Source organism: Clostridium sp., from assembly GCF_036660475.1.
In the GTDB taxonomy this organism is placed as follows: Bacteria; Bacillota; Clostridia; order Clostridiales; family Clostridiaceae; genus Clostridium_J.
The window spans coordinates 114,883-139,637 of the sequence record NZ_JAVXAO010000006.1 but is presented as its reverse complement, the minus strand read 5'-3'; the positions used below and the strand labels follow the sequence as shown (position 1 = coordinate 139,637).

The 24,755-nt window shown below is 31.3% G+C and carries 23 protein-coding genes and 1 riboswitch; all 23 genes read right to left on the bottom strand.

From position 1 onward, the window contains the following. Window positions 1-9: 9 nt before the first annotated feature. Complete coding sequence (locus RSA29_RS10100; protein ID WP_346943046.1) at window positions 10-888, bottom strand: YicC/YloC family endoribonuclease; 879 nt, start codon at window positions 886-888, stop codon at window positions 10-12. Window positions 889-1,130: 242 nt separating this feature from the next. Further along, the gene (locus RSA29_RS10095) at window positions 1,131-2,483 is read right to left on the bottom strand and encodes an NCS2 family permease (RefSeq protein ID WP_346943047.1); all 1,353 of its coding nucleotides are present in this window, start codon (window positions 2,481-2,483) and stop codon (window positions 1,131-1,133) included. A gap of 81 nt (window positions 2,484-2,564) precedes the next feature. Beyond that, window positions 2,565-2,664: riboswitch (purine riboswitch) on the bottom strand. Window positions 2,665-2,750: 86 nt separating this feature from the next. Beyond that, complete coding sequence (locus RSA29_RS10090) at window positions 2,751-3,734, bottom strand: asparaginase (RefSeq protein WP_346943048.1); 984 nt, start codon at window positions 3,732-3,734, stop codon at window positions 2,751-2,753. Between the two features lie 139 nt (window positions 3,735-3,873). Beyond that, window positions 3,874-5,352: a stage IV sporulation protein A gene (gene spoIVA / locus RSA29_RS10085; protein ID WP_346931776.1), complete on the bottom strand. Its 1,479-nt coding sequence runs from the start codon at window positions 5,350-5,352 to the stop codon at window positions 3,874-3,876. 82 nt (window positions 5,353-5,434) lie between these two features. Then, a complete protein-coding gene (locus tag RSA29_RS10080) occupies window positions 5,435-6,370 on the bottom strand; it encodes a M15 family metallopeptidase (protein WP_346943049.1) in 936 nt (311 codons plus the stop codon). A 146-nt stretch (window positions 6,371-6,516) separates the two neighbouring features. Next, a complete protein-coding gene (locus tag RSA29_RS10075) occupies window positions 6,517-7,518 on the bottom strand; it encodes an NAD(P)H-dependent glycerol-3-phosphate dehydrogenase (protein WP_346943050.1) in 1,002 nt (333 codons plus the stop codon). An 85-nt stretch (window positions 7,519-7,603) separates the two neighbouring features. Then, a complete protein-coding gene (der, locus tag RSA29_RS10070) occupies window positions 7,604-8,923 on the bottom strand; it encodes a ribosome biogenesis GTPase Der (RefSeq protein ID WP_346931773.1) in 1,320 nt (439 codons plus the stop codon). 1 nt (window position 8,924) lies between these two features. Then, entirely contained in the window at window positions 8,925-10,259 is a 1,335-nt protein-coding gene (locus RSA29_RS10065; RefSeq protein WP_346931772.1) for a DUF512 domain-containing protein, read from the bottom strand. A 427-nt stretch (window positions 10,260-10,686) separates the two neighbouring features. Beyond that, window positions 10,687-11,340, bottom strand: a complete 654-nt coding sequence (phoU, locus tag RSA29_RS10060) for a phosphate signaling complex protein PhoU (RefSeq protein WP_346943051.1) — start codon at window positions 11,338-11,340, stop codon at window positions 10,687-10,689. Window positions 11,341-11,403: 63 nt separating this feature from the next. Further along, window positions 11,404-12,153, bottom strand: a complete 750-nt coding sequence (pstB, locus tag RSA29_RS10055) for a phosphate ABC transporter ATP-binding protein PstB (protein ID WP_346943052.1) — start codon at window positions 12,151-12,153, stop codon at window positions 11,404-11,406. An 81-nt stretch (window positions 12,154-12,234) separates the two neighbouring features. Further along, complete coding sequence (gene pstA, locus RSA29_RS10050) at window positions 12,235-13,056, bottom strand: phosphate ABC transporter permease PstA (protein WP_346943053.1); 822 nt, start codon at window positions 13,054-13,056, stop codon at window positions 12,235-12,237. Between the two features lies 1 nt (window position 13,057). Next, window positions 13,058-13,975 (bottom strand): phosphate ABC transporter permease subunit PstC, encoded by a 918-nt coding sequence (gene pstC / locus RSA29_RS10045; protein ID WP_346943054.1) that lies wholly within the window; start codon window positions 13,973-13,975, stop codon window positions 13,058-13,060. 85 nt (window positions 13,976-14,060) lie between these two features. Then, on the bottom strand, window positions 14,061-14,903 hold the full coding sequence (locus tag RSA29_RS10040; RefSeq protein WP_346943055.1) for a phosphate ABC transporter substrate-binding protein: 843 nt from the start codon (window positions 14,901-14,903) through the stop codon (window positions 14,061-14,063). Window positions 14,904-15,157: 254 nt separating this feature from the next. After that, window positions 15,158-16,891: an ATP-binding protein gene (locus RSA29_RS10035; protein WP_346931766.1), complete on the bottom strand. Its 1,734-nt coding sequence runs from the start codon at window positions 16,889-16,891 to the stop codon at window positions 15,158-15,160. Next, window positions 16,881-17,588, bottom strand: a complete 708-nt coding sequence (locus RSA29_RS10030) for a response regulator transcription factor (protein WP_346931927.1) — start codon at window positions 17,586-17,588, stop codon at window positions 16,881-16,883. The genes RSA29_RS10035 and RSA29_RS10030 overlap by 11 nt, the downstream gene beginning before the upstream one ends. Window positions 17,589-17,590: 2 nt before the next feature. Continuing rightward, complete coding sequence (gene pgeF / locus RSA29_RS10025; protein WP_346943056.1) at window positions 17,591-18,328, bottom strand: peptidoglycan editing factor PgeF; 738 nt, start codon at window positions 18,326-18,328, stop codon at window positions 17,591-17,593. Continuing rightward, a complete protein-coding gene (nrdR, locus tag RSA29_RS10020; protein ID WP_346931764.1) occupies window positions 18,315-18,785 on the bottom strand; it encodes a transcriptional regulator NrdR in 471 nt (156 codons plus the stop codon). Before nrdR ends, pgeF begins: the two co-directional genes overlap by 14 nt. Before the next feature lie 151 nt (window positions 18,786-18,936). Next, window positions 18,937-19,194, bottom strand: coding sequence for a YlmC/YmxH family sporulation protein (locus RSA29_RS10015; RefSeq protein ID WP_346931763.1), 258 nt, complete (start codon window positions 19,192-19,194; stop codon window positions 18,937-18,939). Window positions 19,195-19,427: 233 nt separating this feature from the next. Further along, on the bottom strand, window positions 19,428-20,201 hold the full coding sequence (gene sigG, locus RSA29_RS10010) for an RNA polymerase sporulation sigma factor SigG (RefSeq protein WP_346931762.1): 774 nt from the start codon (window positions 20,199-20,201) through the stop codon (window positions 19,428-19,430). Between the two features lie 73 nt (window positions 20,202-20,274). Then, a complete protein-coding gene (sigE, locus tag RSA29_RS10005; RefSeq protein ID WP_346943057.1) occupies window positions 20,275-21,015 on the bottom strand; it encodes an RNA polymerase sporulation sigma factor SigE in 741 nt (246 codons plus the stop codon). Between the two features lie 11 nt (window positions 21,016-21,026). Continuing rightward, entirely contained in the window at window positions 21,027-21,830 is an 804-nt protein-coding gene (gene spoIIGA, locus RSA29_RS10000) for a sigma-E processing peptidase SpoIIGA (RefSeq protein ID WP_346943058.1), read from the bottom strand. Between the two features lie 317 nt (window positions 21,831-22,147). After that, on the bottom strand, window positions 22,148-23,266 hold the full coding sequence (gene ftsZ / locus RSA29_RS09995) for a cell division protein FtsZ (protein ID WP_346931759.1): 1,119 nt from the start codon (window positions 23,264-23,266) through the stop codon (window positions 22,148-22,150). Beyond that, window positions 23,263-24,522: a cell division protein FtsA gene (gene ftsA, locus RSA29_RS09990; RefSeq protein ID WP_346943059.1), complete on the bottom strand. Its 1,260-nt coding sequence runs from the start codon at window positions 24,520-24,522 to the stop codon at window positions 23,263-23,265. The genes ftsZ and ftsA overlap by 4 nt, the downstream gene beginning before the upstream one ends. Window positions 24,523-24,755 lie beyond the last annotated feature (233 nt).

Here is a 24,755-nt window from a genome sequence, read left to right as displayed (position 1 = left end):
CCTCCTAGCTTATTCTATGTTCTGAACCTGCTCTCTTATTTTTTCTATTTCACTTTTTATGTTAAGAGAAATATTTGTTAACTTCAAGTCACCAACCTTTGAAGCAATTGTATTAGCCTCTCTATTCATCTCTTGAATAATAAAGTCTAATTTTCTTCCTACCGGTTCATCTAAGTTAAACGCATTAAGAACTTGATCTACATGGCTCTTAAGTCTAACTATTTCTTCATCAATACAATTTTTATCAGCTTGAAGAACAACTTCCATAGCAATACGATTTTCATCTATATTTCTATCTGTAATTATATCCTCTACTTTCTTCAGAAGTTTTTTTCTATACTCTTCCGAAATCTCTGGCACTCTACTATTTATTATATCAACATTTCTAGAAATACATTCACATCTTTCCCTAATATCAATCGAAAGTTTTTCTCCCTCTTGCTGTCTCATATCAAAAAGATTGTTCACTGCATCTTCAACTGCCGGAAATAACATCCTCCATACTATGCTTAAATCCTCTTCCTTTTGTCTTAGTGTAAGGACCTCTGGAAATCTTGCTAACGTTGTAGAGGAAATATCATCCTTCAAATTGTATCTATCCTTAATATTTTGTAGTGCTTTCATATAACTGTTTGCCAAAGTTTCATTTACCACTACTTCCATATCTTCCCTAGCCAACTGACTCTGGGTAACATAGATATCAACCTTGCCTCTCTTTATTCTTTCATTTACATATTTTCTCATGTTATCTTCAAGAGAAATTAAAGCTCTAGGCATTCTAACATTAAGTTCAAAGTATCTATGATTAACAGTTTTTATTTCTACTGTAAAATTTGATATTTCTCCACCCGATGTACCTCTACCAAATCCAGTCATGCTTTTTACCATATACAACTCACCCTTCTAGACTTTGATAAATTCTTTACTTATTATACATAAAGTTTATCACTTATTTCAACCCATAAACACAAGAAATTCAAAGAAAATCGAAATATTTCTTAGAAAAACGCCGAAAACCTATGTTAATTACAAATAATAGCCAAAATTAAAAGTCTGCGGAAGTTAACCTCGCAGACTTTTGTTATTATTACACATTTTTTTCATCTAATTAAAATTAAACTTTATACTATCTATCCAAAAATAATTTTTACTAAAAAAACTAATGCAAGTATATATATTACACTTGAAACATTCTTTCTATCTTCCTTCTTAGTTGTAATATTGCTTAATAAATTTAATGCAGCATAGGATAACATACCTAGCATTAATCCATCACCTATACTATAAGTCATTGGCATTAAAGCTATAGTTAAAAAGGCTGGAACTCCTTCAGTAAAATCATCAAAATCAATTTTTCTAACTACATCAATCATAAAGAATCCTACTATGATTAGAGCCGGTGCAGTTGCGCAACCTGGTATCGCTATAAATAGAGGAGACAAGAACATAGCAAGTAAAAATAATATTCCTGTAACTACTGCTGAAAGACCTGTTCTAGCACCTGCTGCAACCCCTGCTGAACTCTCAACATAAGTAGTTACTGTAGATGTTCCTATAAGCGCTCCGAAAGTTGTTCCTATTGCATCAACTAATAGCGCTTTCCCAGCATTTTTAACTTTCCCATCTTTATCAATCATTCCAATCTTTGACGCTACTCCAACTAGAGTTCCTGCGGTATCAAAGAAATCTATGAATAAAAACACAAAAACTACTGAAATGAAATCTTTTATTGATGCAGCATCAGAAAATACTGAAAAATCTAATTCACCTGCAACAGGCGCTATAGATTCAAATTTGAAAATCTTTTGTGGTAAATTTATACCTAAAGACGCAGCCGCCTCTGGTGATACCGCTGCATAAGCCCAAGCTGCAACTGCACTTGCACCCATACCCCATAGAATTGCACCTTTTACATTCTTCTTCGATAAAACTACAATTATTATAATTCCTAAAGTTGCAATCATTACTGTTGGACTCATCAAATTACCCATGGTTACCTTCGTAGCTGCACTTCCAACTACAATTCCAGCATTGTTAAACCCTATAAATGCTATGAATAATCCAATCCCCGCTGTAACCGCATATTTTAAATTAGTTGGGATGCAGTTAACAATAGCCTCCCTTACTTTTGTTAGCGATAGTATAATAAATATTATACCTTCTACAAATACTGCTGTAAGTGCCACTTGCCATGAAATCCCCATGTCCATTACCACCGTATAAGCAAAGAATGCATTAAGCCCCATTCCCGAAGCTAGCCCAAGCGGTAGATTTGCATATAATCCCATTAAAATTGTGGTAACACCAGCTGCTAAACAAGTAGCTGTAACTACCGCTCCTGGATTCATACCAACACCAGGATCTCCTAACATATTTGCATTAACTGCAATTATATATGCCATAGTTAAAAAAGTTATTAATCCTCCAACAACCTCTTTTTTCACATTTGTACCATTTTCCTTCAACCTGAAGAATTTTTCCATAAGTTTGTCCCCCTCAATAAGTATTAGAAATAAGTGCAAAAAATAATAACCACTGGTTTGAGAATCCCAGTGGTTATATATATTTAACATAGGAATTCTCATAGTCGGATTTTATCGGCATCCGGTAGAAACATCTAATCCATTTTATTAGATATATATGAAAATTAGTGATTATATTCTTCTTACAAGAATATAATATCAACTCCCTACTTATATGTCAAGATTTTTACGTATATTTTAGCTTTTTATTTTCAAATTGTTCGTGTTTTAGTAATGTCCATTTTCGAATATGCTTCTTACTTCCTCTAAATCTTGAGTTTTTCCTAGAGCTAACATAAGTTTTATTCTAGCCTTTTGACCCGGCATACTATCCCCGAATATAACCCCCATATTCCTTAATTGTTTTCCGCCACCTTCATATCCATAACTGTCAAGAACCCTACCTTTATAACATCTAGATACTATAACTATAACTACCCCTTTACTAATAGCCCTTTGCACCGATTTTGCCATTAGTGGTGGAATATTCCCTCTTCCCATAGCTTCTACAACGATTCCCTTTACTCCCTTTTCTACACAAAAATCTATAAGAGTCCCATCCATGCCTGCACATGACTTAATCAAATAAACACCATTATCTATTTTGTCAGTATCTATATACTCTTTAGCTATACTCTCTCTATAGAATCTAACCTCGTTGCTATCCACAATTCCCACTGGCCCAAACTCTGGGCTTTGGAATGTATTTAGATGCATAGAATGAGACTTAGTAACTTCACTTGCACAATTAAGCTCATTATTTAAACATACCATTACCCCTCTATTCCTTGCAGCTTTAGATGTGGCCGTGCAAATTGATGCCGCTAGATTAGCTGGTCCATCATAGCCTAATTCCGAACTATTCCTCATTGATCCTGTCACAACTACTGGTTTTTCATTATTAATCGTCAATTGAAGAAAATATGCTGTCTCTTCCAGAGAATCCGTACCATGAGTAACAACCACACCATCTACATCTGCTCTATCCAAAAAACTTTTAACATAGTTTGAAAGTTCAAACATTATATCTGGTGTTATATGAGGACTTGGCAAACTTGAAAAAGTATATGATTCAACCTCCGCATATGCTTCTATACCTGTTACCATGGACATTATTTCTTCTCCCGTCAAATTAGGCACTGCGGCTTTTATCTTTTCATCAACCTTCATAGAAATTGTTCCACCATTAAAAATAACAATAACTTTACTCATATCTTATGTACCTCCTAAAACTTAATATATCTAATTATACAATAAACTCTGACGATAGTAATAAAAAAAATATAGTTTTGAAATTATAATAACCTCAAAACTATATTTTTGTATCTTTACTATAGATTCCCTATTCATATTAGATAATTATACAAATAAGCCCACCATTTTCTTCATTAACTATTTTCTGCAATGCCTTTTGCAACTTAATTTGAACATCCTCCGGCATTTTATAAAGCTTGTTCTGAAGTCCCTCTTTAACTAATTCCTCTAAAGATTTACCAAACATATTACTTTGCCAAATTTGAGATGGATCATTCTCAAATTGCTCAATAATTGATTTGTAGAATTCTTCACTTTGCTTTTCACTACCCATAATCGGTTGAACCTCTGTCTGAATATCCGCTTTAATTAAATGCAATGATGGTGCTGAAGCCTTTAGTTTTACACCATATTGATTTCCTTTTTTAACAATTTCAGGTTCTTCCAATTTCATCTCTGTAAGTTGAGGAGCCACAAGTCCATATCCGGTTTCATTAACCTCTTTTAATGCATCAGCTATTTTATCATATTCAATTTTTGCCTTGTAAAAGCTCTCCATAATACTTAGCAAGTCATTCTCATTCTTTATGTCCGTATTACAAATTTCACCAAGAATTTTATAAAATAACTCGTGCTTAGGATTTATATCCACACATGATGTTCCTTCACCCATATTCATTTCTTTAATTTTTATGTCTGAAAGGAACTCTAACCCTTTAAATCCATCTAAACATTTTTTCATATCTCTAATTTTATAGATATCTTTACACATAGCCTTTAAAATAGTCATTATATTGACTTTTAGCCAATGAGATGAATTCAAACTTTCCATCCATTGTGGCATATCTATATTTATTTCTTTTACCGGAAATTCCTTAAGTATTGTATCAAATATTTGAGCAATTTCTTTTTCACTAATATTCATTACATCCATAACTTTTACTGGTACATCATATTTTTCCTCAAGCTCTTTTTTCAGTTCCATGGCTTCATCTGAATTAGGATTTACCGTATTAAGAATCATTATAAATGGTTTATTTATACTCTTTAATTCATTTATAACTCTTTCTTCAGCCTCTACATAATCACCTCTATTTAATCCAGTAATACTACCATCCGTAGTTACTACAACTCCTATTGTAGAGTGATCTGTGATAACTTTCTTAGTTCCTATTTCCGCTGCCTGTTCAAATGGTATCTCATAATCATGCCATGGTGTAGAAACCATTTTAGGCACTTCTGCTTCAGTATATCCAAGTGCATTTTTCACTATATACCCCACACAGTCAACCATTCTAACCTTAAATTTTATTCCATCTTCAAACTGAATTTCCGCAGCTTCATTAGGAACAAATTTTGGTTCCGTTGTATGAATAGATTTTCCTGATCCACTTTGTGGAAGTTCATCTTTCGCTCTTTCCTTTTTATGAGAATTCTCTATGTTAGGTATAACCATAAGTTCCATAAACTTTTTAATAAAAGTAGATTTCCCTGTCCTTACCGGCCCTACTACCCCTACATATATATCCCCCTGAGTTCTTTCTGCTATATCTTTATATATATCAAAATTTTCCAAGGCTACCCTCCCGCAACTACTTATTAACACTATATATATATTGATACTAACTCCATATTATTACCTATCCAATTTAAAAATTTTAGTTATTATTAACATAATCTATAATTTCTTCTAAAGTTAAATTATTATCATGACATAACTTACTAATTGTTCTATCTCCTATATATCGATAATGCCAAGGTTCATAGCTATACCCCGTTATATCTTCTTTTGTTTTTATGTATCTTAAAATAAATCCATACTTATAGGCATTTTTCAAAACCCACTGACCTTCTTTTGTATTTTCAAAGGATTCATCAAGTTCAAATTTCATGTTTCTACTAGTTATATCTACAGCAAGCCCTAATTGATGTTCACTCGCTCCAGGTTTTGCCACATAATCACTTGGCTCATTTCCATTCTCTATAGTATCTGCAGAATGAAGATATTCTTGCTCATCAAACCCTCTAAACCCATTACTTAAAAACAAATCTATCCCATCTTTTTTTGCATCTTGAAACATTTGTTCTAAATCATCTACAATATCCGCTCTAACTAAGTTTCTTTCATTTCCTTTTTCCGCAACTAAATTTATATTAGGAATCGCCATATTTAGAGGCATATATTCTTTATCCAACAAGTTTTTTTTATTAGCCAACTTAAACAAGCCAGTTCTATCAGCATTAACAATTTGTATCGCATCTTCTATTTCACTGCTTGTTAGCTTAGATACGTCTAATTGTGGCACTTCTTCTAATTCACTTGTATTGTTTCCTTCCTCAGTATGAATGTCTTTTATTTCACTGTCACTTTCATCATTATCGCCACTGTAGTTAAATGCCCCTAAAGACTTCAAAGGATTTATATCTCCATTTAACATAAATCCACCCATTATTCCTAATAAAAATAGTAATCCTATAATTAATACTACACCTTTATTAAAACTTAATCTATTTCTATAGAATTTATCTTTCGTCTTATAAAATTGAGTTTTTCTATTTAAATATCTATTATTTTTCTCTCTACCTTTTAACATTAAGATTCTATCCTCCTATATAGTCCAACATCGAATCCATATCCTATTTACATAAGTTCCAATGTTTATTTTTCATTAATATTATATCAAAAATAAAGCCATCCTCAAAACAAAATATTTTAAGAATGACATTTTAGAATATTTTTTTATGCTTCATGACCCTCTTCTCTGTATTTCCTTCCCATAAGCTCACCTACGGCAGCATTAGGGCTTTTACCTTCGAACAATACTTGATATAACGCTGTGGTTATTGGCATATCTACATCAATTTTCAGCTTTAATTCATAGAAAGCTTTAACAGCTTCTATTCCCTCTACCACCATACCTATCTCTTCTACTGCTTCAGCTACATTTTTACCATTACCAATCAAAATACCTGCTCTTCTATTCCGACTATGCATACTAGTACACGTAACTATTAAATCTCCCATGCCTGTAAGTCCATAGAATGTTTCTGCTCTTCCTGAAAGTTTAGTACCTACTTTTATTATTTCACTCATACCACGAGTCATAAGTGCAGCCTTGGTATTGTCTCCATATCCTATTCCATCTGAAATACCTGCCGCTAATGCAATTATATTTTTAAAAGCACCGCCAATCTCTACACCTATTAAATCACTATTAGTGTATACTCTAAATGTATTATTACTAAAAATATCTTGTATGGATTTAGCTGCTTCCACATCCTTAGATGCAGCCGTTACCGTTGTCGGTATATCTCTTGCTACCTCTTCAGCATGACTAGGTCCTGATAAAATTACTATTGGATGATTCTTAATCTCATCTTCTATAATCTCAGACATTCTCTTTAGTGTATGCTTTTCAATTCCCTTAGCAACAGTCACGATTATTTCATCCCCTGTAAGAAGTGGTGCTACTTTTTGGGATAACTCTCTTATAGCCTTTGAAGGTACCGCAAGAACTACCACTTCACTACCTACTAACGCTTCGTCTAAATTACTATAAGCAGTAACATTGCTTGGTATAGTTATTCCTTTAAGATATTTTACATTCTCTCTTTTATTATTAATCTCATTAACAGTACTCTCTCTATGGGACCAAATAGAACATTCAAACCCCTTTTTAGCGAGAAGCACTGCTAGCGCAGTTCCAAAACTTCCGCCTCCAACAAATGAAATCTTACTCATATTACCCCTTCTTCCCATTTTTATTTCAGCCTATTAACAAGGTGAGAATAAATATATTATTTATTCTCACCTAAAAGTACAATTATTAATCTTCTTTTCTTTGTCTAAATATTGTTTTTATTCCTGTTCCTTTAAACTCAAAACTTTCTCTTAATCTATTTTCAAGATATCTCTTGTAAGAGAAATGTAGGAGATTTGGATCATTTACGAAGAAAATAAATGTAGGCGGTTTTATATCTACCTGTGTCACATAATATATTTTCATTCTTTTAAGCGCAACTATTGGTGGTTCATTCATAAGAACTGCTTTACTAACTACATCGTTTAGTATTCCTGTAGAAATCCTCTTAGTGTAGTTATTGTAGCATTCCTTAGCCATTGTAAGAACTTTATTTACCCTTTGACCTGTTAATGCTGAGATAAATATATATGAAGCATATGGCATAAATGATAATCCCATTCCTATTCTATCTTTATATTCCTTCATAGTCTTATCATCTTTTTCAATAAGATCCCACTTGTTCACAACAATTATTATAGCTTTGTTAAGTTCATGTGCATATCCAATTATCTTTTCGTCTTGATCACTTAATTCTTCTGTAGCATCAAGAACCAGTATTGTTACATCCGATCTTTCAATTGCTGTCAATGTTCTTATAACACTATATCTTTCAATCTCTTCTTTAATCTTACTTTTTCTTCTCAGTCCTGCTGTATCTATTAAGACGAATTTTCCTTCTGCTGTTTCCAACTTACTATCTATAGCATCTCTTGTTGTACCTGGAATATCACTAACTATATTCCTTGTCTCCCCTAGAAGTTTATTTATTAGAGATGATTTTCCTACGTTTGGTTTTCCAACCATTGCAATTTTTATGTACTCTTCATCTTCTTCATTACTTGCAATTGCATCAAAGTGAGATACAACTTCATCAAGCATATCTCCAAGACCTAATCCTTGAGTCGCAGAAATAGTTACCGGAGTTCCTATTCCGAGATTATAAAACTCATAAGAATTATCCTCAAGTTCTCTTCTATCTATTTTGTTTACAACTAACACTATCTGCTTTCCAGATTTTCTTAACATTTGAGCTACTTCGTGGTCTGCCGGATGCAATCCTGCTTTTCCATCAACTATAAATACAATAACATCTGCTGTTTCAATTGCAATGTTTGCTTGTCTTCTCATCTGAACCATTATGATATCTTCATTTGCAGGCTCAATTCCACCTGTATCAATTATTGTGAAATTATGTCTAAGCCACTCTGCCTCCGCATAAATTCTATCTCTTGTAACTCCTGGTGTATCTTCTACTATGGCAATTCTCTTTCCTGCTAGCTTATTAAAAAGTGTAGATTTACCTACATTAGGTCTTCCGACAATTGCAACTACTGGTTTTCCCATATTAATCCTCCCTTAAGTGTTCATTGATTATAGAGATTAAATCATCTCCTGTAAAATCACAAACAATAACTTTTCTATTTAGTATTTTGGCTAAATCTTCTATAGTATAATCATCTAATAATATCAATTCATCTGAATCTGAAAGCTCATATCCTTTTCTAATCAAATTATCAGGTAATATCACATACTCTCCAACTTCTCTATCCTTTAATGTATTTATTATATCAGTACCAGTTAAAAGCCCTGTTACCGTAATAGTTTCTCCAAAAAATTTATTTAATATCTTTTCCACAAAAATATTTACATCTTTGTTTACACTTTGTATTTTTCTTTTTATTTCTTCTATTTCAGGGTAAACTAGTGCACCTGTTATCATTGTAAAGGATCCACTTCCACTTGTTTTTAGGTTCTTAATTGTTTCATCAATGGTTTGGTGTAATAATGTTACCATTCCAATTCCATCTTCAATTTGACCAAATCCTTCATAATGATCACCACCTGGTAGTGGCTCACCAGATACAATGTAAAATTCATCAGATAATTTTACAAAAGATGTACCTACCTCATTATAATATTTTTCTTGAAGCTTTTGAATTAACTTAATTTGTTCTAAGGATGTTTCCTTTGTAAATAGTTTAAGTTCTCTTAGTCCCTGTCTATGTTTTGTAACTCCTAAAGGCACTACTGCAACACTATTAACATTTGGATACAACTTATATAAATCTTCTACTGTACTAGTTAATTCTTTCTCATCATTAATTCCTGGACAACAAACTATTTGAGTGTTGATTCTTATTCCTGCATCAGCCAACCTCTTTAGTATATCATATATTCCACCTGCAAACCTATTATTAAGCATTCTAACTCTTAATTCTGGATTTGTTGTATGTACAGACACATTAATTGGACTTATTTTATACTTTATTATTCTCTCAATATCCTCTTCCTTCATATTTGTTAAGGTCAAGAAATTACCTTGAAGAAATGACAATCTAGAATCATCATCCTTAAAGTAAAGAGTTTCTCTCATACCTTTTGGAAGTTGATCTATAAAACAAAAAATACAATCATTATGACAACTCATAGGTTTATCTAATATACCTTCTCTAAATACTATCCCTAAATCCTCGTCATAATCTTTTTCTATTTCAATTTCCCAGATTTCTCCGTTAGTTTTTTCTATCTCCAACACTAACTCCTCATCTGTTATCAAATATTTATAATCAATTATATCTTTAACTTCATTTTCATTTATACTAAGTAACCTATCTCCAACTTGAATTTCTACCTCTTCAGCTATAGATCCTGGAATAATTTTACTTATTTCATTTTTCATACTTTTATCTCCTTTATTAGCTTTACAAGTATTTTCACTATCAGTTAAAACTCTATTTAATAATTTTTTAATCTCAATCAATAAATTACTTTCACTTAGTATGATTATACCCACTATTATGTAATATTATCTTAATTATATTCTCTAGTCAATGTTACATTTTAATATTTCTTCAACTGTCAATATGTTTTCTAATGAAATATCTTTAGATAAAATATATACATTAATCAAGGATTGATTATAGCATAAACATTAACTTATCTCCATATGATATTTTTCTTCCACTGAATATTACATCCTTTTTATCTAAATCATCTTCATATTTATTCTTCAGAAAGATAATAATCGAAGTTTTTCCCCTAAAACTAGAAAAAGTTGACCACTTAATATTGTGCAGTCAACTAAAGTTTTAGTTAGTAATATTTTTCTAATTTAAATTTAGTTTTTCTCCTGTTTCTAAATACACTGTCCATTCACATATATTGGTAGTATGATCCGCCATTCTTTCTAGAAACTTTGATACAAATAAGAACTGACTAGCTTGATTTATTACATTAGAATTTTCTCTCATTATAACTAATAGTTCATTAAGTATAACTTTAAATAAATCATCAACTTCATCATCCATCTTACATACTTCATATGCTCTATCTACATTCCCAGTTACATAGACATTTAAAGCTTCTCTGATCATAATCTGCACTAATTCTGCCATTTTAGGTATATCTACTAATTCTTTAATATACTCTTCATCGATCAACTTAACTGCAATTTTAGCTATATCAACTGCATGATCTCCCATTCGTTCTAAATCAGTTATAATTTTTGTTGTTATAAATATTTTTCTTAAATCAACTGCTAATGGTTGCTCTGTAGCCATAAGCTTAATACATTTATCCTCTATTTCTACTTCATATTTATCTATCACATCATCATTTTCTATTACAAATTCAGCTAAGTCTTTATCTTTATTTCTTAAAGCTTCTACACTATCCTTTATTTGTTTTTCTACCGAATTCCCCATTTTTATAAGTTCTTGATGTAATTGTTCTAATTTGAAATCAAAACCATTCCTAGTCATATACTTCACCCCACTATTTTAATACTAAGTTTATAATATAATACTATAAATCCTCTAATATTTCTATCCAAATCTACCTGTTATATAATCTTCTGTTCTCTTATCCTTTGGTTTATGAAACATCTCTTCTGTCTTGCCATATTCTACAATTTCCCCATTCAAAAAGAATGCTGTCTTATCTGAAATCCGCCCTGCTTGTTGCATATTATGAGTTACTATAACTATAGTATATTTCTCTTTAAGAACATCCATTAATTCTTCAACCTTTAATGTTGAAATCGGATCTAATGCTGAAGTCGGCTCATCCATTAAGATGACCTCTGGCTCAACAGCTATAGTTCTAGCAATACACAACCTTTGTTGTTGTCCACCCGAGAGCCCCATGGCACTTTTTTTAAGCCTATCCTTAACTTCATCCCAAAGCGCTGCACCTTTAAGAGATTTCTCCACAATTTCATCTAATCTTTTTTTATCCTTAATCCCATGTATTCTTGGACCATAAGCTATATTATCATAAATCGACATCGGAAACGGATTTGGTTTTTGAAATACCATCCCCACCCTTTTTCTTAATTCTATCTCATTTAAGTCCTTATAAACATTTTTATCCTCAAATATAACGTCACCTTCAATTCTAACTCCATCAATTAGATCATTCATTCTATTTAAAGTTCTAAGAAATGTAGATTTACCACACCCCGATGGACCAATTAGTGCTGTTACACTATTTTTATCTATATCTATATTTATATTTTTCAATGCACGACTAGTTCCATAATATAAATTAAGGTCTTTCGTTGAAATTATTGACATACATTTTCCTCCTACTTACTCTTCACTATATATTTATACTGGTTATATTCCACCAACTAAATCATGAATTTAGAGCGTCATTTATCTTTCTTTATTTATAGTTCTTGTAATTCCTTTTGCTAACAAGCTCAACATTAAGATTACAAAAATCAACACAACACCTATTGCTGATGCTAACTGTATATTACCTGTTTCTTTAGCTACTAAATATGCATGAACGGTAAGTGTTCTACCACTAGACATTATACCTTTAGGCATAGCAGCTACAGTCCCTGCTGTTAAAAGCATTGCCGCAGATTCTCCTATGATTCTTCCAATTGATAGAATTACACCTGATAATATTCCTGGCATTGCACTTGGAACTATAATTTTATGTAGCACTTCAAATTTAGTTGATCCTAATGCTATAGCTCCCTCTTTATAACTAGGTGGCACAGTTTTTAATGCCTCTTCCGTTGTTCTTATAATTACCGGCAAAACAATAATTGCGAGGGTTAATGATCCTGAAAGTATTGAAAACTGCATTTTTAATGTAGATACAAAGAATACAGTTCCAAATAGTCCATATATAATGGATGGTATCCCTGCAAGGCTCTCAGTAGCAAATCTGATTAACTTTACAACCCTACCTTGTTTTGCATACTCTTGCAAATAAATTGCGCCTCCAATTCCTATTGGTATGGATATTGCGAGGGAAACTAATACAGTTAATATAGTTGTAACTATCATTGGTAATATTCCTCCACCAGTTGTAGGTGAATAGTTTCCAAATATAAATTCTAAGTCTATAAGTCCAAATCCTTGTTTGAATATATATCCAATAATAGTTAAAATAACAGTCATTGTCAATAATGCAGATAACCATAGAATTATTTTAAAGATATTATCCTTTAATTTTCTCATTTTAATTACCTGCCTTTTCCGATATTTTTGATAATACAAGATTTAATAACAATATGAATGAGAATAAAACTACCCCTGTTGCAAATAACATTTCTTGATGTGTTCCAAATGCATATCCCATTTCTAATGCAATATTAGTAGTAAGTGGTCTAACTCCATCTGTTATACTCATTGGTATAATTGGGCTATTTCCAGCTACTAATATAACCGCCATAGTTTCACCTATTGCTCTTCCCATTCCCAATACAACCGCTGTTAAAATTCCAGACTTAGCAGCTGGCAGAGTCACTTTAAATATAGTTTCAATCTGAGATGCTCCAAGAGCAAGTGATGCTTCTTTATAATGCTTTGGCACTGACTTTATTGCCGTTTCAGCCACTGAAATTATTGTAGGTAACATCATTACAGATAGCACTATTATAATTGCAAGTAATCCTTGTCCTTTAGGTAAATTAAGTTTATGTTGAATAGTAGGTACAATTATTCCAAGCGCAAATATACCAAATAATACTGATGGAATCCCCGCTAGAAGCTCTACTCCTTGAGACATTATTTTGGATATTGGCTTAGGTGCTATTTCTACAATAAACACAGCTGTTAATATACCAATCGGAACCCCTACCACAAGGGATCCTAGCGTTCCATAAATAGATGCTATTATCATAGGTAAAATACCAAATTTATTAGCACTTGGTACCCACTCTGTTCCAAATATAAATTCCCTAAAAGAATATCCCTTAGATACAAAAGGTGTTAATCCTTTATAAAATACAAAACCTATTATTATTATCAAGCTTATAACGGCTACTAATGCACAACCTTTAAATATGTTTTTAGACAAAACATCTAAAAAATACTTAGTTCCCATTATTGGTTTTTTACCATTTATATTCCCAGTCTTATTTGACTTATTTACCATATAATTAACCTCCAACTTAATTCCAGTATACATTTGAGAACTTCATATTCCTCAAATGTATACTCTATTACAAGGTACTACATACCTATTTAACTTTTATTCCACCTGACTTCTCAACAAGCCCTTGCCCTTCATCACTCAATATATAATCTATGAATTTTTTCCCCGCTTCTGTTATTCCCTTTTCTTTGTACACTACTAAGAATGGTCTTGATATTTTATATGTTTTATTTATAACATTAGCTGGAGTCGCTTCTACATTTTCAACATTTAAAGCTTTTATAGAACTATCTACCTGCTCAAAAGAAATATATCCTACTGCATTTTCATTCGTTGCAACTGTAGTTTTTACATTTCCATTTCCATCTGATATTGTTGCAGTCTTCTCTAATTCTTCTGATTTAAATCCAACTAGTTCTTGAAATGCATCTCTAGTACCTGAGCTTTCATCTCTTGACACAACAACTACTGGAGAATCCTTTCCTCCAACTTCTTTCCAATTTTTAATTTTGCCTGTATATATTCCCTTAACTTGTTCCATGGTTAAGTTGGTTACTGCATTTGCTGGGTGAATTACAATTGCTATTCCATCATATGCTATCACCGTTTCAATTACTTCTGCTTTTTCTTGTTCTTTAAGTTCACGTGATGCCATACCTATTTCACTAACACCTTCTATTGCATTCTTAATTCCTGCTGAAGAACCAATTTGTTGTACTTCTATATTAACATTTGAGTTTTTACCTTTATATGCTTCTGCTTCCTTTTCCATTAATGGTCCGATTGATGTTGATCCTGAAATTTTAATTGTAACATCCTTTCCAGTATCACTTCCCTCATTATCTTTACCACCACAGCCTACAAGTAATCCTGTAGTCATCGTTGCAACTAATGCTAAAATTATCATTTTTATTGATTTCTTTTTCATATTAAGTCCCCTCCATATTCTCTTTTAATTTTCCTTACAAATCTTATTTTACACATTGTCAGTTAAGCTACTATTATGACCATATTAAGAATAATTTACTTATGTTAATGAAATTTAACATAAGTAATTTATATCCCTCGGTGTTATATATGATATATAAAATATATATCATTGCTTTAATTATAGAAATTATAAAAGACTATAAGCTGCCTATAGCTTATAGTCTTTCATTAAAATATGTTTTTATTCTCTGTTTACTTATCGGCATTATATGGTACATTTATAATAAATTTAGTTCCAACACCTAAAGTGCTCTCTACATTTATGCTACCATTAAATCCAATAAGAATATGTTTTACTATTGCAAGCCCTAGTCCCGTTCCGCCTTTAGCTCTAGATCTAGCTTTATCAACTCTATAAAACCGTTCAAATAGTCTTGGTATAAAACTTTCATCTATACCCATTCCTGTATCCTCAATTATTATAGAGAAATCTCTATCATTTGCTTTCTTAGTTATTATTACAGCGTCAAAATTATCACTGTATTTTATAGCATTATCAACAAGATTAATAATCATTTGTTTGAATTTATCTTTATCACCTAATATGTTAGGTATATTATCCCCTACAATCTCAATATTAATTTGTTTCTTATCACTTGTATTTTTCATAAGATAAAACACATCTTCAATAACTTTATTTACATCAAATACTTCTCGTTTAAACTCCTGCTTATGTTCAATTTGGGACAAAAGCAAAATATCCGATATAAGTCTTGTAAGTCTTTCTGCTTCTTCATTTATAATATTTAAAAATTTATTCTTAGTCTCTTCATCGTCTACATCCTTTAATGTTTCAGCGAATCCTCTAATTGATGTTAATGGTGTTTTAAGTTCATGAGATACATTCGCTACAAATTCAGTTCGCATATTTTCTAATTTTTTAAACTCTGTAATATCTTGAATTACTGCAACTGCACCAATATGTTGATGATTATTAACTATAATATCCGTAGTTTTAACTCGTAGTATTTTTCTCACCGGAAATCTTAGTATAAACTCTTGTATATCTCTATCTCTCATTGAAAACATATCTTGAAAATCGATATCATTACATATATGCTTAACCGGCTTGCCTACTACATCATGTTTAATATTAAATATCTTTTTAGCATAATTATTAATAGTAATAATATTCCGATTGTTATCTATTGCAATTACTCCACTTTCCATACTCTGTAGTATAGCCGAAAGTTTATTTTGCTTCTCACTAAGCTCATTCAGGCTTCCTTCAAGTTCAGATGCCATGTGGTTAAAATTTGATGCCAACTGCCCTAGTTCATCATTTGTAGTCACCTTAACACGTCTACTTAATTCCCCATTTGCAATCATCGACGTTATAGAATCTAAATCACGAATAGGTTTAACTATAACATATGATAGCTTGTTTGATATCCAAAAAGATATTGTCATAATCATTACTATTGCAATACTATACCACACTAGGTATGTATCCTCTAATTTATTTATATTTTGCACATCTCTTGAAGTCCTAATTATTAATCCATTATCCATAGCCACCGCATAGTAAATAACAGTTTTTTTTTCTGTTGAGCTATATCTTGTAACACAGTACTCACCATTTTCGGTTGCCCCTATTATCTCTTCTCTATTGATGTGATTCGGCAATAAATCTTCATTCATAACAGAGTCAAATATAACCTCTCCATCTTCAGCTATAACAGATATTCTAATACCTAAATCACTATATTTATCTATTACTGATTTTGCATTTCCATAATCTACATCTTTCATATATTGACTAAGCAAATGACTATATGTGCTTAATTCTTTTTTTGCATTAGATTCTCTTTCATGAGTAGATATTGCATAAAACAACGATATAGTAAATATTAACATAAAAACCAATACTCCCAATACACTTAGCATTAGTCTTCTTTTCATAGTTCCATTTAGTCTATCTCTCATACCCTTCTCCATAATTAAATTTATATCCAATGCCTCTAATAGTTTGTATGTATATTGGACTCTTATCATTTTCTTCTATCTTCTGTCTTAAGTGCCTAACATGAACATCTACAGTTCTAGTTTCCCCAACATATTCATATCCCCATATTTTCTCTAATAAAAAGTCCCTAGTCATCACTCGTCCTTTATTTTTTATAAGTATTTCAAGAAGTTCAAACTCCTTTAACGTTAGTTCTATTTTTTCACGTTTCCGATAAACCTCATGTTTTTGGAAGTCAATACTTATATCTCCGAATTTAAAACTATTATCCTCTTGTTTAATCCCCATTCTTCTTAAAATCGCCTTTGCTCTTGCCACTAACTCTCTTATAGAAAATGGTTTAGTTATATAATCATCAGCTCCAAGTTCCAACCCTAGCACTTTATCTAGTTCCTCTCCTTTAGCTGTAATCATTATTATCGGTATACTATCTATAGATGGATTTCTGCGAATTGATTTACACACCTCCAGTCCATCTTTACCTGGCAGCATAAGATCTAAAAATATTAAATCCACCTTCTCATTTTCTACAATTTCCAAGGCATCATCTCCATTATCAGCTGTTAAAACACTGAATCCATTTTTCTCCAAATTGAACTTAATAAGTTCCTGAATATGTATCTCATCATCAACCACTAACACTGTCTTTTCCATAATTATTACACCTCCAACTCATGGGCAAACACAAAGGAAAATAATCTCCCATGAGACTCTTCTTTCTTTCTATAAGAATATAGTTTTATAGCTTGACTACAATATGTGCATAAATTTAAAGATATTATATTTTCTTTCTTTATTCCAGAATCGATTAATTCAATCTCTACACATTTTTGCAAATCTAAATTTCTTTCATAGTTAATTACTTCCCCTTTAAATAATTCACTACTTTTAAATATATCGATAAGTTCCTGACTCACCTCATAGCAACAACTTTTATTATGTGGTCCTATAAAAGCTTTGATACTATTTAAATTGCAACTATAATTATTTTCCATGGCTCTAACTCCATTTTTAATTATATTATTTAAGGTACCCTTCCATCCACTATGAATAGCTGATATAACATTTTTCTCTTCGTCTACTAAAATTATAGGTACACAATCCGCCGTAAAAACACCTATAATTGTATCTTGCTCAGCAGTTATCAACCCATCCCCATCTACATTTATTATATTTGCATCTTTTCTATATTCTTGAACTAATGTTCCATGGACTTGATTTAGGTAAACAACCTCATTAATGTCAAATATTTCTTTGAGGTTTTGCAAATTTTTTTTACCTTCTTCTATATTTTTATTAAAACTAATATTATTTTTTCCCGTAGAAAATCCAACCGATATATTATTTTTTAATGAATACATTAAAAATTCATATCCATGAATATTATATAGTTTCATCGCACTTATCACCACTTAATCTTTTTATCTCTTCTATAAAACTATTAATATCATCAAACTTTCTATATACTGATGCAAATCTTATATATGCAACCTCGTCTATATCTTTAAGATTTTCTAATATTAATTCTCCTATCGATTCTGAACTAATTTCACTAGTCATATTATTATTGATTTTTTTCTCTATAGTGTTCACCAAATTTTCAATGTTAAATCTTGATATCGGACGTTTTTCACAAGCTCTAATTACTCCATTTATAATCTTATCCCTGTTAAAAACTTCTCGCGTTAAATCTCTTTTTATAACAAAAACTTGAATATCTTCTATTTTTTCATAAGTAGTATATCTTTTGTTACATCCAAAGCATTCCCGTCTTCGCCTTATTGCAACTTCATCTTCTGTTGATCTTGAGTCTACGACCTTACTCTCTTCACTACTACAATAAGGACACTTCATCACCCTCACATCCTTTTAAGTTTTTTAAGTTTATACTATATATTTTATTCATACTATTAATTTTTATTTTGTAAATTTAATACTTACAATACCTTTTCATACTCTGATTATACACAAAGTACTTATCATTTGTATATAATAAATTCTTTTATCAACTATTTTCCACAATACCTTCTCCATCAACTAATATTACATCTATTCCAACTTTTTTAATTCTTTCCCAAGGCAATTCTATATCCTCATTTTTAGAAAACCACCCAGCTTTCTGGGTCGGTATAATTATCGACTCCAACTTATACACCTCACAGTTAACTTTAAAATCTTTTATATATCCTAATTTTGTACCTGTATTAATATCTATAATCTCCATTGTTTTCAAACTATTTACTGCAAACATAGATGTTTCCATACAATTACCCCCTTAATTTAATATCAATTAATCTATATTCACCTCATATTAATATAGAACAAAAAAAAGAGCCTTTGGCTCTTTTTTCAGCATAATAACTATGAAATTTTTTCCATATGAAACTCAAATTGAACTAGCTTATAACTGATATTAATATGCTATATTAATTATTATAAAAGTAATACAACATATACCTTTGAAAAAACTAATTGTTCTATCTAAGATCATTTATCTTATACGTGTTTTCTCATATGTTTTAATGCTGTTTTTTCTAGTCTCGAAACCTGAGCCTGAGATATTCCAATCTCATCTGCTACTTCCATTTGAGTTCTCCCTTGAAAAAATCTTAAATTCAAAATTAATTTTTCTCTATCTGTAAGCTTTTTCATCCCCTCTTTTATAGAAATATTTTCAAGCCAGCCTTCATCTAAGTTTTTACTATCACTAATTTGATCCATTACAAATATAGCATCTCCGCCATCATGATATATGGGTTCAAATAGTGAAATAGGATCTTGTATGGCATCTAATGCAAACACAACCTCTTCCTTAGGCATTTCTAATTCTTTTGCAATCTGAGATATCGTTGGCTCCTTATTATCTTTATTAACCAATCTGTCTCTAACTTGCAATGCTTTATATGCAATATCTCTTAATGATCTACTCACTCTAATAGAGTTGTTATCCCGAAGGTACCGCCTAATTTCTCCAATTATCATCGGCACTGCGTAAGTGGAAAACCTTACATTTTGACTTAAATCGAAATTATCTATAGCCTTCATAAGTCCTATGCAGCCTACTTGAAATAAGTCATCTACATTTTCCCCTCTGTTGTTGAATCTTTGAATTACACTTAATACTAATCTCAGGTTACCTCTTATAAAGTCCTCTCTGCAGTTTTTATCGCCCTGCTTGATTTTGATTAGCAGCTCTCTCATTTGTTTTTCTTTTAATACAGGTAGTTTTGAAGTATTAACTCCACAAATTTCCACTTTATTAATCATCATAAGGTCTCATCCCCTTCAGAATAATCACATTAAAATTATCTCCTGAAGTATTTTTTTTATACTAAAGACAACCTTACAACATTTTATTAATTTCTTTTTTAAGTCTTTTTATTATTCTCTTTTCTAACCTTGAAATGTAAGATTGCGATATACCAAGCATATCAGCCACTTCCTTCTGGGTCTTCTCTTGAATCCCATTTAATCCGAACCTAAACTCAATAATTTCTTTTTCCCGACTATTCAGTTTGCTCATAGCTATCCCCAAAAGTTGTCTATCTACCTCTTCCTCAATATAATTATATACCACATTGCTATCTGTCCCTAATATGTCTGATAATAAAAGTTCATTCCCATCCCAATCTATATTCAATGGCTCATAAAATGATATTTCTGTTTTTATTTTGTTATTTCTTCTAAGATACATAAGAATTTCATTTTCTATACACCTTGATGAATAGGTAGCTAATTTTATTTTTCTTTCAGGCGCAAATGTATTTACAGCTTTTATTAACCCTATAGTTCCTACTGAAATTAAATCCTCAACATTTACCCCCGTATTTTCAAACTTCCTTGCAATATAAACAACTAATCTTAGATTTCTTTCAATAAGAATAGATCTTATACTTTCATTACCCATTTCTAAATCACCAACTAAAGCTTCTTCCTCTTCCTTTGTAAGTGGTGGTGGTAAAGCATCATTCCCCCCTATGTAATAAATAGATTTTGAAAATACGCTAAATCGACTTAATATCTTGCTTAATAGCCCCTGAAACCTATCCTTTACATTTGAAAATATTTTTAATACTTTGCCCATAAAAACGCCCCCTATTCTATAATTCCCCTTGGTAAAAGCCCATTGTAATCATTATTTTTGCTAAGTTTTATATCGCAAAATGCTAATATCAAACTTTCTTCTTTCATATTCCCCTGAATATCTATCTTTACACTATCCGGTTTTATCCCAATAAGTTTGCCACCACATCCACCAACCCCTGAATAAGGAATATTATATATTATATAGTTCTCTAAATTTAACCCAGAAAAAAATTCATTTTCCACTATCATAACTGGCAAATTTGTTGCTGGTTCTGTAAGTTCATTGCCAGTGTCAAGAAAAGCTTTAACTAAAATTTTCTCATCCGCTATATAAATCTCAGTATTATATACATAACTTACAAGCACTTTCCTCTCTTTCACGTAAATAACTAACCGGTGTGATACTAAATATATAATCATCAGCGATAATACAAGTCCTTTACATGAAAAATTATATATCATGGCATTTGGAGATAGTGTTGAATTTTCTTGAATAGCTAAATAGAAAGTCATTCCTGCAAGAACTACAGAGTATAAAATAAAAATTCCTGTTCCTTTTAATATTGTCATAATATCTTTTTTATCAAAAGTAATTCCTACCATTATTAATGCAACTAATATTTTAAAAGGAGTTGCTGTAAACACATGCAACTGTGGCCAGATGATTGATATAACATATATACTTCCAATTGATGCACCTAATATTAGTTTCTTCGCTGTAACTTTCTTTTTTATGGTCTGCATAGTTAATGTAAGTAAAAATAAATTTACAAAAAAGTTTTCCACTAAAAGTATATCTAAGTATACTATCATTTGCCTTACCCCCTTAAAATTATTATATAGATTACTAACAGTAAAATTTGTAAAATCATATTACTAAATTTTATATTATTACTAGAATTTTATGTCATTTTGCGATTGTTTTCTCCTATAAATTCTTCACACAATACCATCTAGCCTACTACCACCCATACTTTAGAAAAATTATTTTACTTTCAGCAATTCTCCTAACACGTAATTTCTAAGGGTTTATTGACGAATTATAAAACTTCTATCATAATTCTAAAGAAAAAAAGAAGAGTACCCACTTTAAAATGGTATACTCTCCTAAATTTATTTATACATTCTAATTATCTCATATTTTTCCTAAGCCATGTAGGAACTGTGAAATCCTCACTATTATCTTTACCACTTGCTGATTCTGTCATTTGAGTTGCCGCTACTTCCGATTTTGCAACTTGTCCTGGTTTCTTAATGGTATCAAATCCTCCTATATTACTGTCTAGTTGATTTTTTTCACTCTCAAAACCAGTTGCTATAACTGTTATTCTTATTTCATCCTTTAAGCTTTCATCAATTACAGCTCCAAATATAATGTTTGCATCTGGGTCCGCTTCTTCTTGAACTATTTGAGCAGCTTCATTGATTTCCAATAATGATAAATCAGATCCTCCAGTAACATTTAAAAGCACTCCAGTTGCACCTATAATTGAAGTTTCTAGAAGTGGACTAGCAATTGCCTGTCTAGCTGCTTCTTGAGCTCTGTTGTCCCCTGTACCAATCCCTACTCCCATATGAGCAAGCCCCTTATTTACCATAATCGTACTAATATCAGCAAAGTCAAGGTTTATTAATCCTGGTATCGTTATAAGGTCAGATATACCTTGTACCCCTTGTCTTAAAACGTCATCTGCTTTTCTAAATGACTCCACAAGTGTAGTTTTTTTATCTACTACCGATAATAATCTTTCATTAGGAATTGTTACTAATGTATCCACTGATTCCTTTAACGACTTAATTCCCGTTTCAGCATGTATCATTCTTTTTCTACCTTCAAAAGGGAATGGTTTTGTTACAACTCCTACAGTAAGAATTCCCATAGATTTTGCAATTTCTGCTACAACGGGAGCTGCACCAGTACCAGTTCCGCCACCCATTCCACAAGTGATAAACACCATATCTGACCCTTTTAAAGCCTCTATTATTTCTTCCTTACTTTCTTCAGCTGCTTTTCTACCTATTTCCGGATTTGCACCTGCACCTAGCCCTCTTGTTAACTTGTCCCCTAATTGAATTTTAAATTCTGCCTTAGATAGAACTAATGCTTGCTTATCTGTATTAATACCTATAAATTCAACATTCTTTAGCCCCTCTTCAATCATTCTATTTACAGCGTTGTTTCCACCGCCACCGCATCCTACAACTTTAATTTTGCATAGGTCTTCATTTTGTACATCGAAATCAATCACTTTATTACCTCCTCATTAGAAAAACCCTTAAGAATTCCTTTTATTTTTGCTATAAACTTATTTGTATTTTTAACAATTTTTTTCCCATTTGCTTCTACATTAATGTTGTCATATAAGCTTTCATCACTATTAAAATTCTGTTGTTGTTTTAAAACATCCCTTATAATGCCTGTTGCTGTTGAATATATCGGATTCGCTGCCCCAACATAGTTTGGAACTCCAACTCTCGTTGGCTTCCCTAACAATTCAGATGACACTACTGTAATATCCCTAAACAACGATATTCCACCACCGACAATTACAAAACTCTCAATTTCATTATTTAGATGTTTTTTTTCTATATTGCTACTAATTATTTCAAGAAGTTCCTTTATCCTCTCATAAATTATATCAATCACCACTTCAGAATTAACATCTACAATATTATTTTCGTTAGTGTTAACCTTAATTCTATGATTCTCCATGGAATTTTCTTTTAGCAGACTGTTGCACTTGAATTTTAATCTTTCACTATCTTTTCGTGATAATTTTAGACAAATTGAAATATCATTAGTAATATTTCCTCCACCTAAAGGCACTGAAAAAAAGTCTAAAAACTTATTGTTTTTGAATACTGTAACTTCCGTATTAGAATTCCCTATATCTATTATAGCTACGCCCTTATCAAGTTCATCTTCTTTTACAACATCTTTAGCTATTCCTATAGAATTAACAACCCATCCCTTTACCTTCATTCCAGTTTCTTCTAAACATTTTTTATATTCATTAACATATTTACTTTCTAATATAAATGCATTGCCCTCTGACTCAAGAATCATACTTTTCATTCCAAATGGATTACTTATATTTTTCATTCCATCCACTATGTACTCTTCAATATCAACTTGGACGATTTCTTGATTTTTACTAACGCCAAATTTTGCAACTTCACATACATTTACTATATCTTCTTTAGTAATTTCTTTAATTGTAGGAAATGATATAACGCCCTTAGTTTTCACAACTTCACATAATGAAATTGGTACAGATAAGTATACATATTCTAGCGGTGAGCTAACTATATCCTCTAACCTCTTTATTACATTACTAACTATATGGGAAATATACTTTTCATCCACTATAACATTATCATTGATATCGTTATAGTCAGATGTTGTAACGCCTAAAATCTGTATCTTATTTTCTCTGTCTAGATTCGCAACTATCCCACATACCTTTGAAGAACTTATATCTAATCCAACAACGTAATCTTTCATCTCACTTACCCTCACATTCTACTTCCTAAGAAGTTTACCGTGTACAAAGGTATATTCAACATTAAAGCCTAAATTCCTTCAAATTAATAGAATAAATACATAATAAATTCAAGGTATCTTGCAAATAATCCTCTGTAAGTTTACAAATATGCCATTAAACCATTTAATTTTCTAATTACAGTATAAAACTTAATGACTGAAAATACAATAGCAAATTATTTTATTGTAGCCTG

Excerpts from the sequence above, each read along its gene's own strand:
- pstC (WP_346943054.1), bottom strand. The coding sequence starts at position 13,975 with ATGGTAAATAAGTCAAATAAGACTGGGAATATAAATGGTAAAAAACCA.
- der (WP_346931773.1), bottom strand. The coding sequence starts at position 8,923 with ATGGGAAAACCAGTAGTTGCAATTGTCGGAAGACCTAATGTAGGTAAA.
- sigG (WP_346931762.1), bottom strand. The coding sequence starts at position 20,201 with ATGATGATTAATAAAGTGGAAATTTGTGGAGTTAATACTTCAAAACTA.
- RSA29_RS10080 (WP_346943049.1), bottom strand. The coding sequence starts at position 6,370 with ATGTTAAAAGGTAGAGAGAAAAATAATAGATATTTAAATAGAAAAACT.
- spoIIGA (WP_346943058.1), bottom strand. The coding sequence starts at position 21,830 with ATGATAGTATACTTAGATATACTTTTAGTGGAAAACTTTTTTGTAAAT.
- RSA29_RS10035 (WP_346931766.1), bottom strand. The coding sequence starts at position 16,891 with ATGAGAGATAGACTAAATGGAACTATGAAAAGAAGACTAATGCTAAGT.
- RSA29_RS10040 (WP_346943055.1), bottom strand. The coding sequence starts at position 14,903 with ATGAAAAAGAAATCAATAAAAATGATAATTTTAGCATTAGTTGCAACG.
- sigE (WP_346943057.1), bottom strand. The coding sequence starts at position 21,015 with ATGGGCAAAGTATTAAAAATATTTTCAAATGTAAAGGATAGGTTTCAG.
- RSA29_RS10100 (WP_346943046.1), bottom strand. The coding sequence starts at position 888 with ATGGTAAAAAGCATGACTGGATTTGGTAGAGGTACATCGGGTGGAGAA.
- RSA29_RS10065 (WP_346931772.1), bottom strand. The coding sequence starts at position 10,259 with ATGAAAAATGAAATAAGTAAAATTATTCCAGGATCTATAGCTGAAGAG.
- RSA29_RS10090 (WP_346943048.1), bottom strand. The coding sequence starts at position 3,734 with ATGAGTAAAGTTATTGTTATTTTTAATGGTGGAACAATTTCTATGAAG.
- ftsA (WP_346943059.1), bottom strand. The coding sequence starts at position 24,522 with ATGAAAGATTACGTTGTTGGATTAGATATAAGTTCTTCAAAGGTATGT.
- RSA29_RS10075 (WP_346943050.1), bottom strand. The coding sequence starts at position 7,518 with ATGAGTAAGATTTCATTTGTTGGAGGCGGAAGTTTTGGAACTGCGCTA.
- phoU (WP_346943051.1), bottom strand. The coding sequence starts at position 11,340 with ATGACTAGGAATGGTTTTGATTTCAAATTAGAACAATTACATCAAGAA.
- nrdR (WP_346931764.1), bottom strand. The coding sequence starts at position 18,785 with ATGAAGTGTCCTTATTGTAGTAGTGAAGAGAGTAAGGTCGTAGACTCA.
- pstB (WP_346943052.1), bottom strand. The coding sequence starts at position 12,153 with ATGTCAATAATTTCAACGAAAGACCTTAATTTATATTATGGAACTAGT.
- pstA (WP_346943053.1), bottom strand. The coding sequence starts at position 13,056 with ATGAGAAAATTAAAGGATAATATCTTTAAAATAATTCTATGGTTATCT.
- RSA29_RS10095 (WP_346943047.1), bottom strand. The coding sequence starts at position 2,483 with ATGGAAAAATTCTTCAGGTTGAAGGAAAATGGTACAAATGTGAAAAAA.
- pgeF (WP_346943056.1), bottom strand. The coding sequence starts at position 18,328 with ATGAAACTATATAATATTCATGGATATGAATTTTTAATGTATTCATTA.
- RSA29_RS10015 (WP_346931763.1), bottom strand. The coding sequence starts at position 19,194 with ATGGAAACATCTATGTTTGCAGTAAATAGTTTGAAAACAATGGAGATT.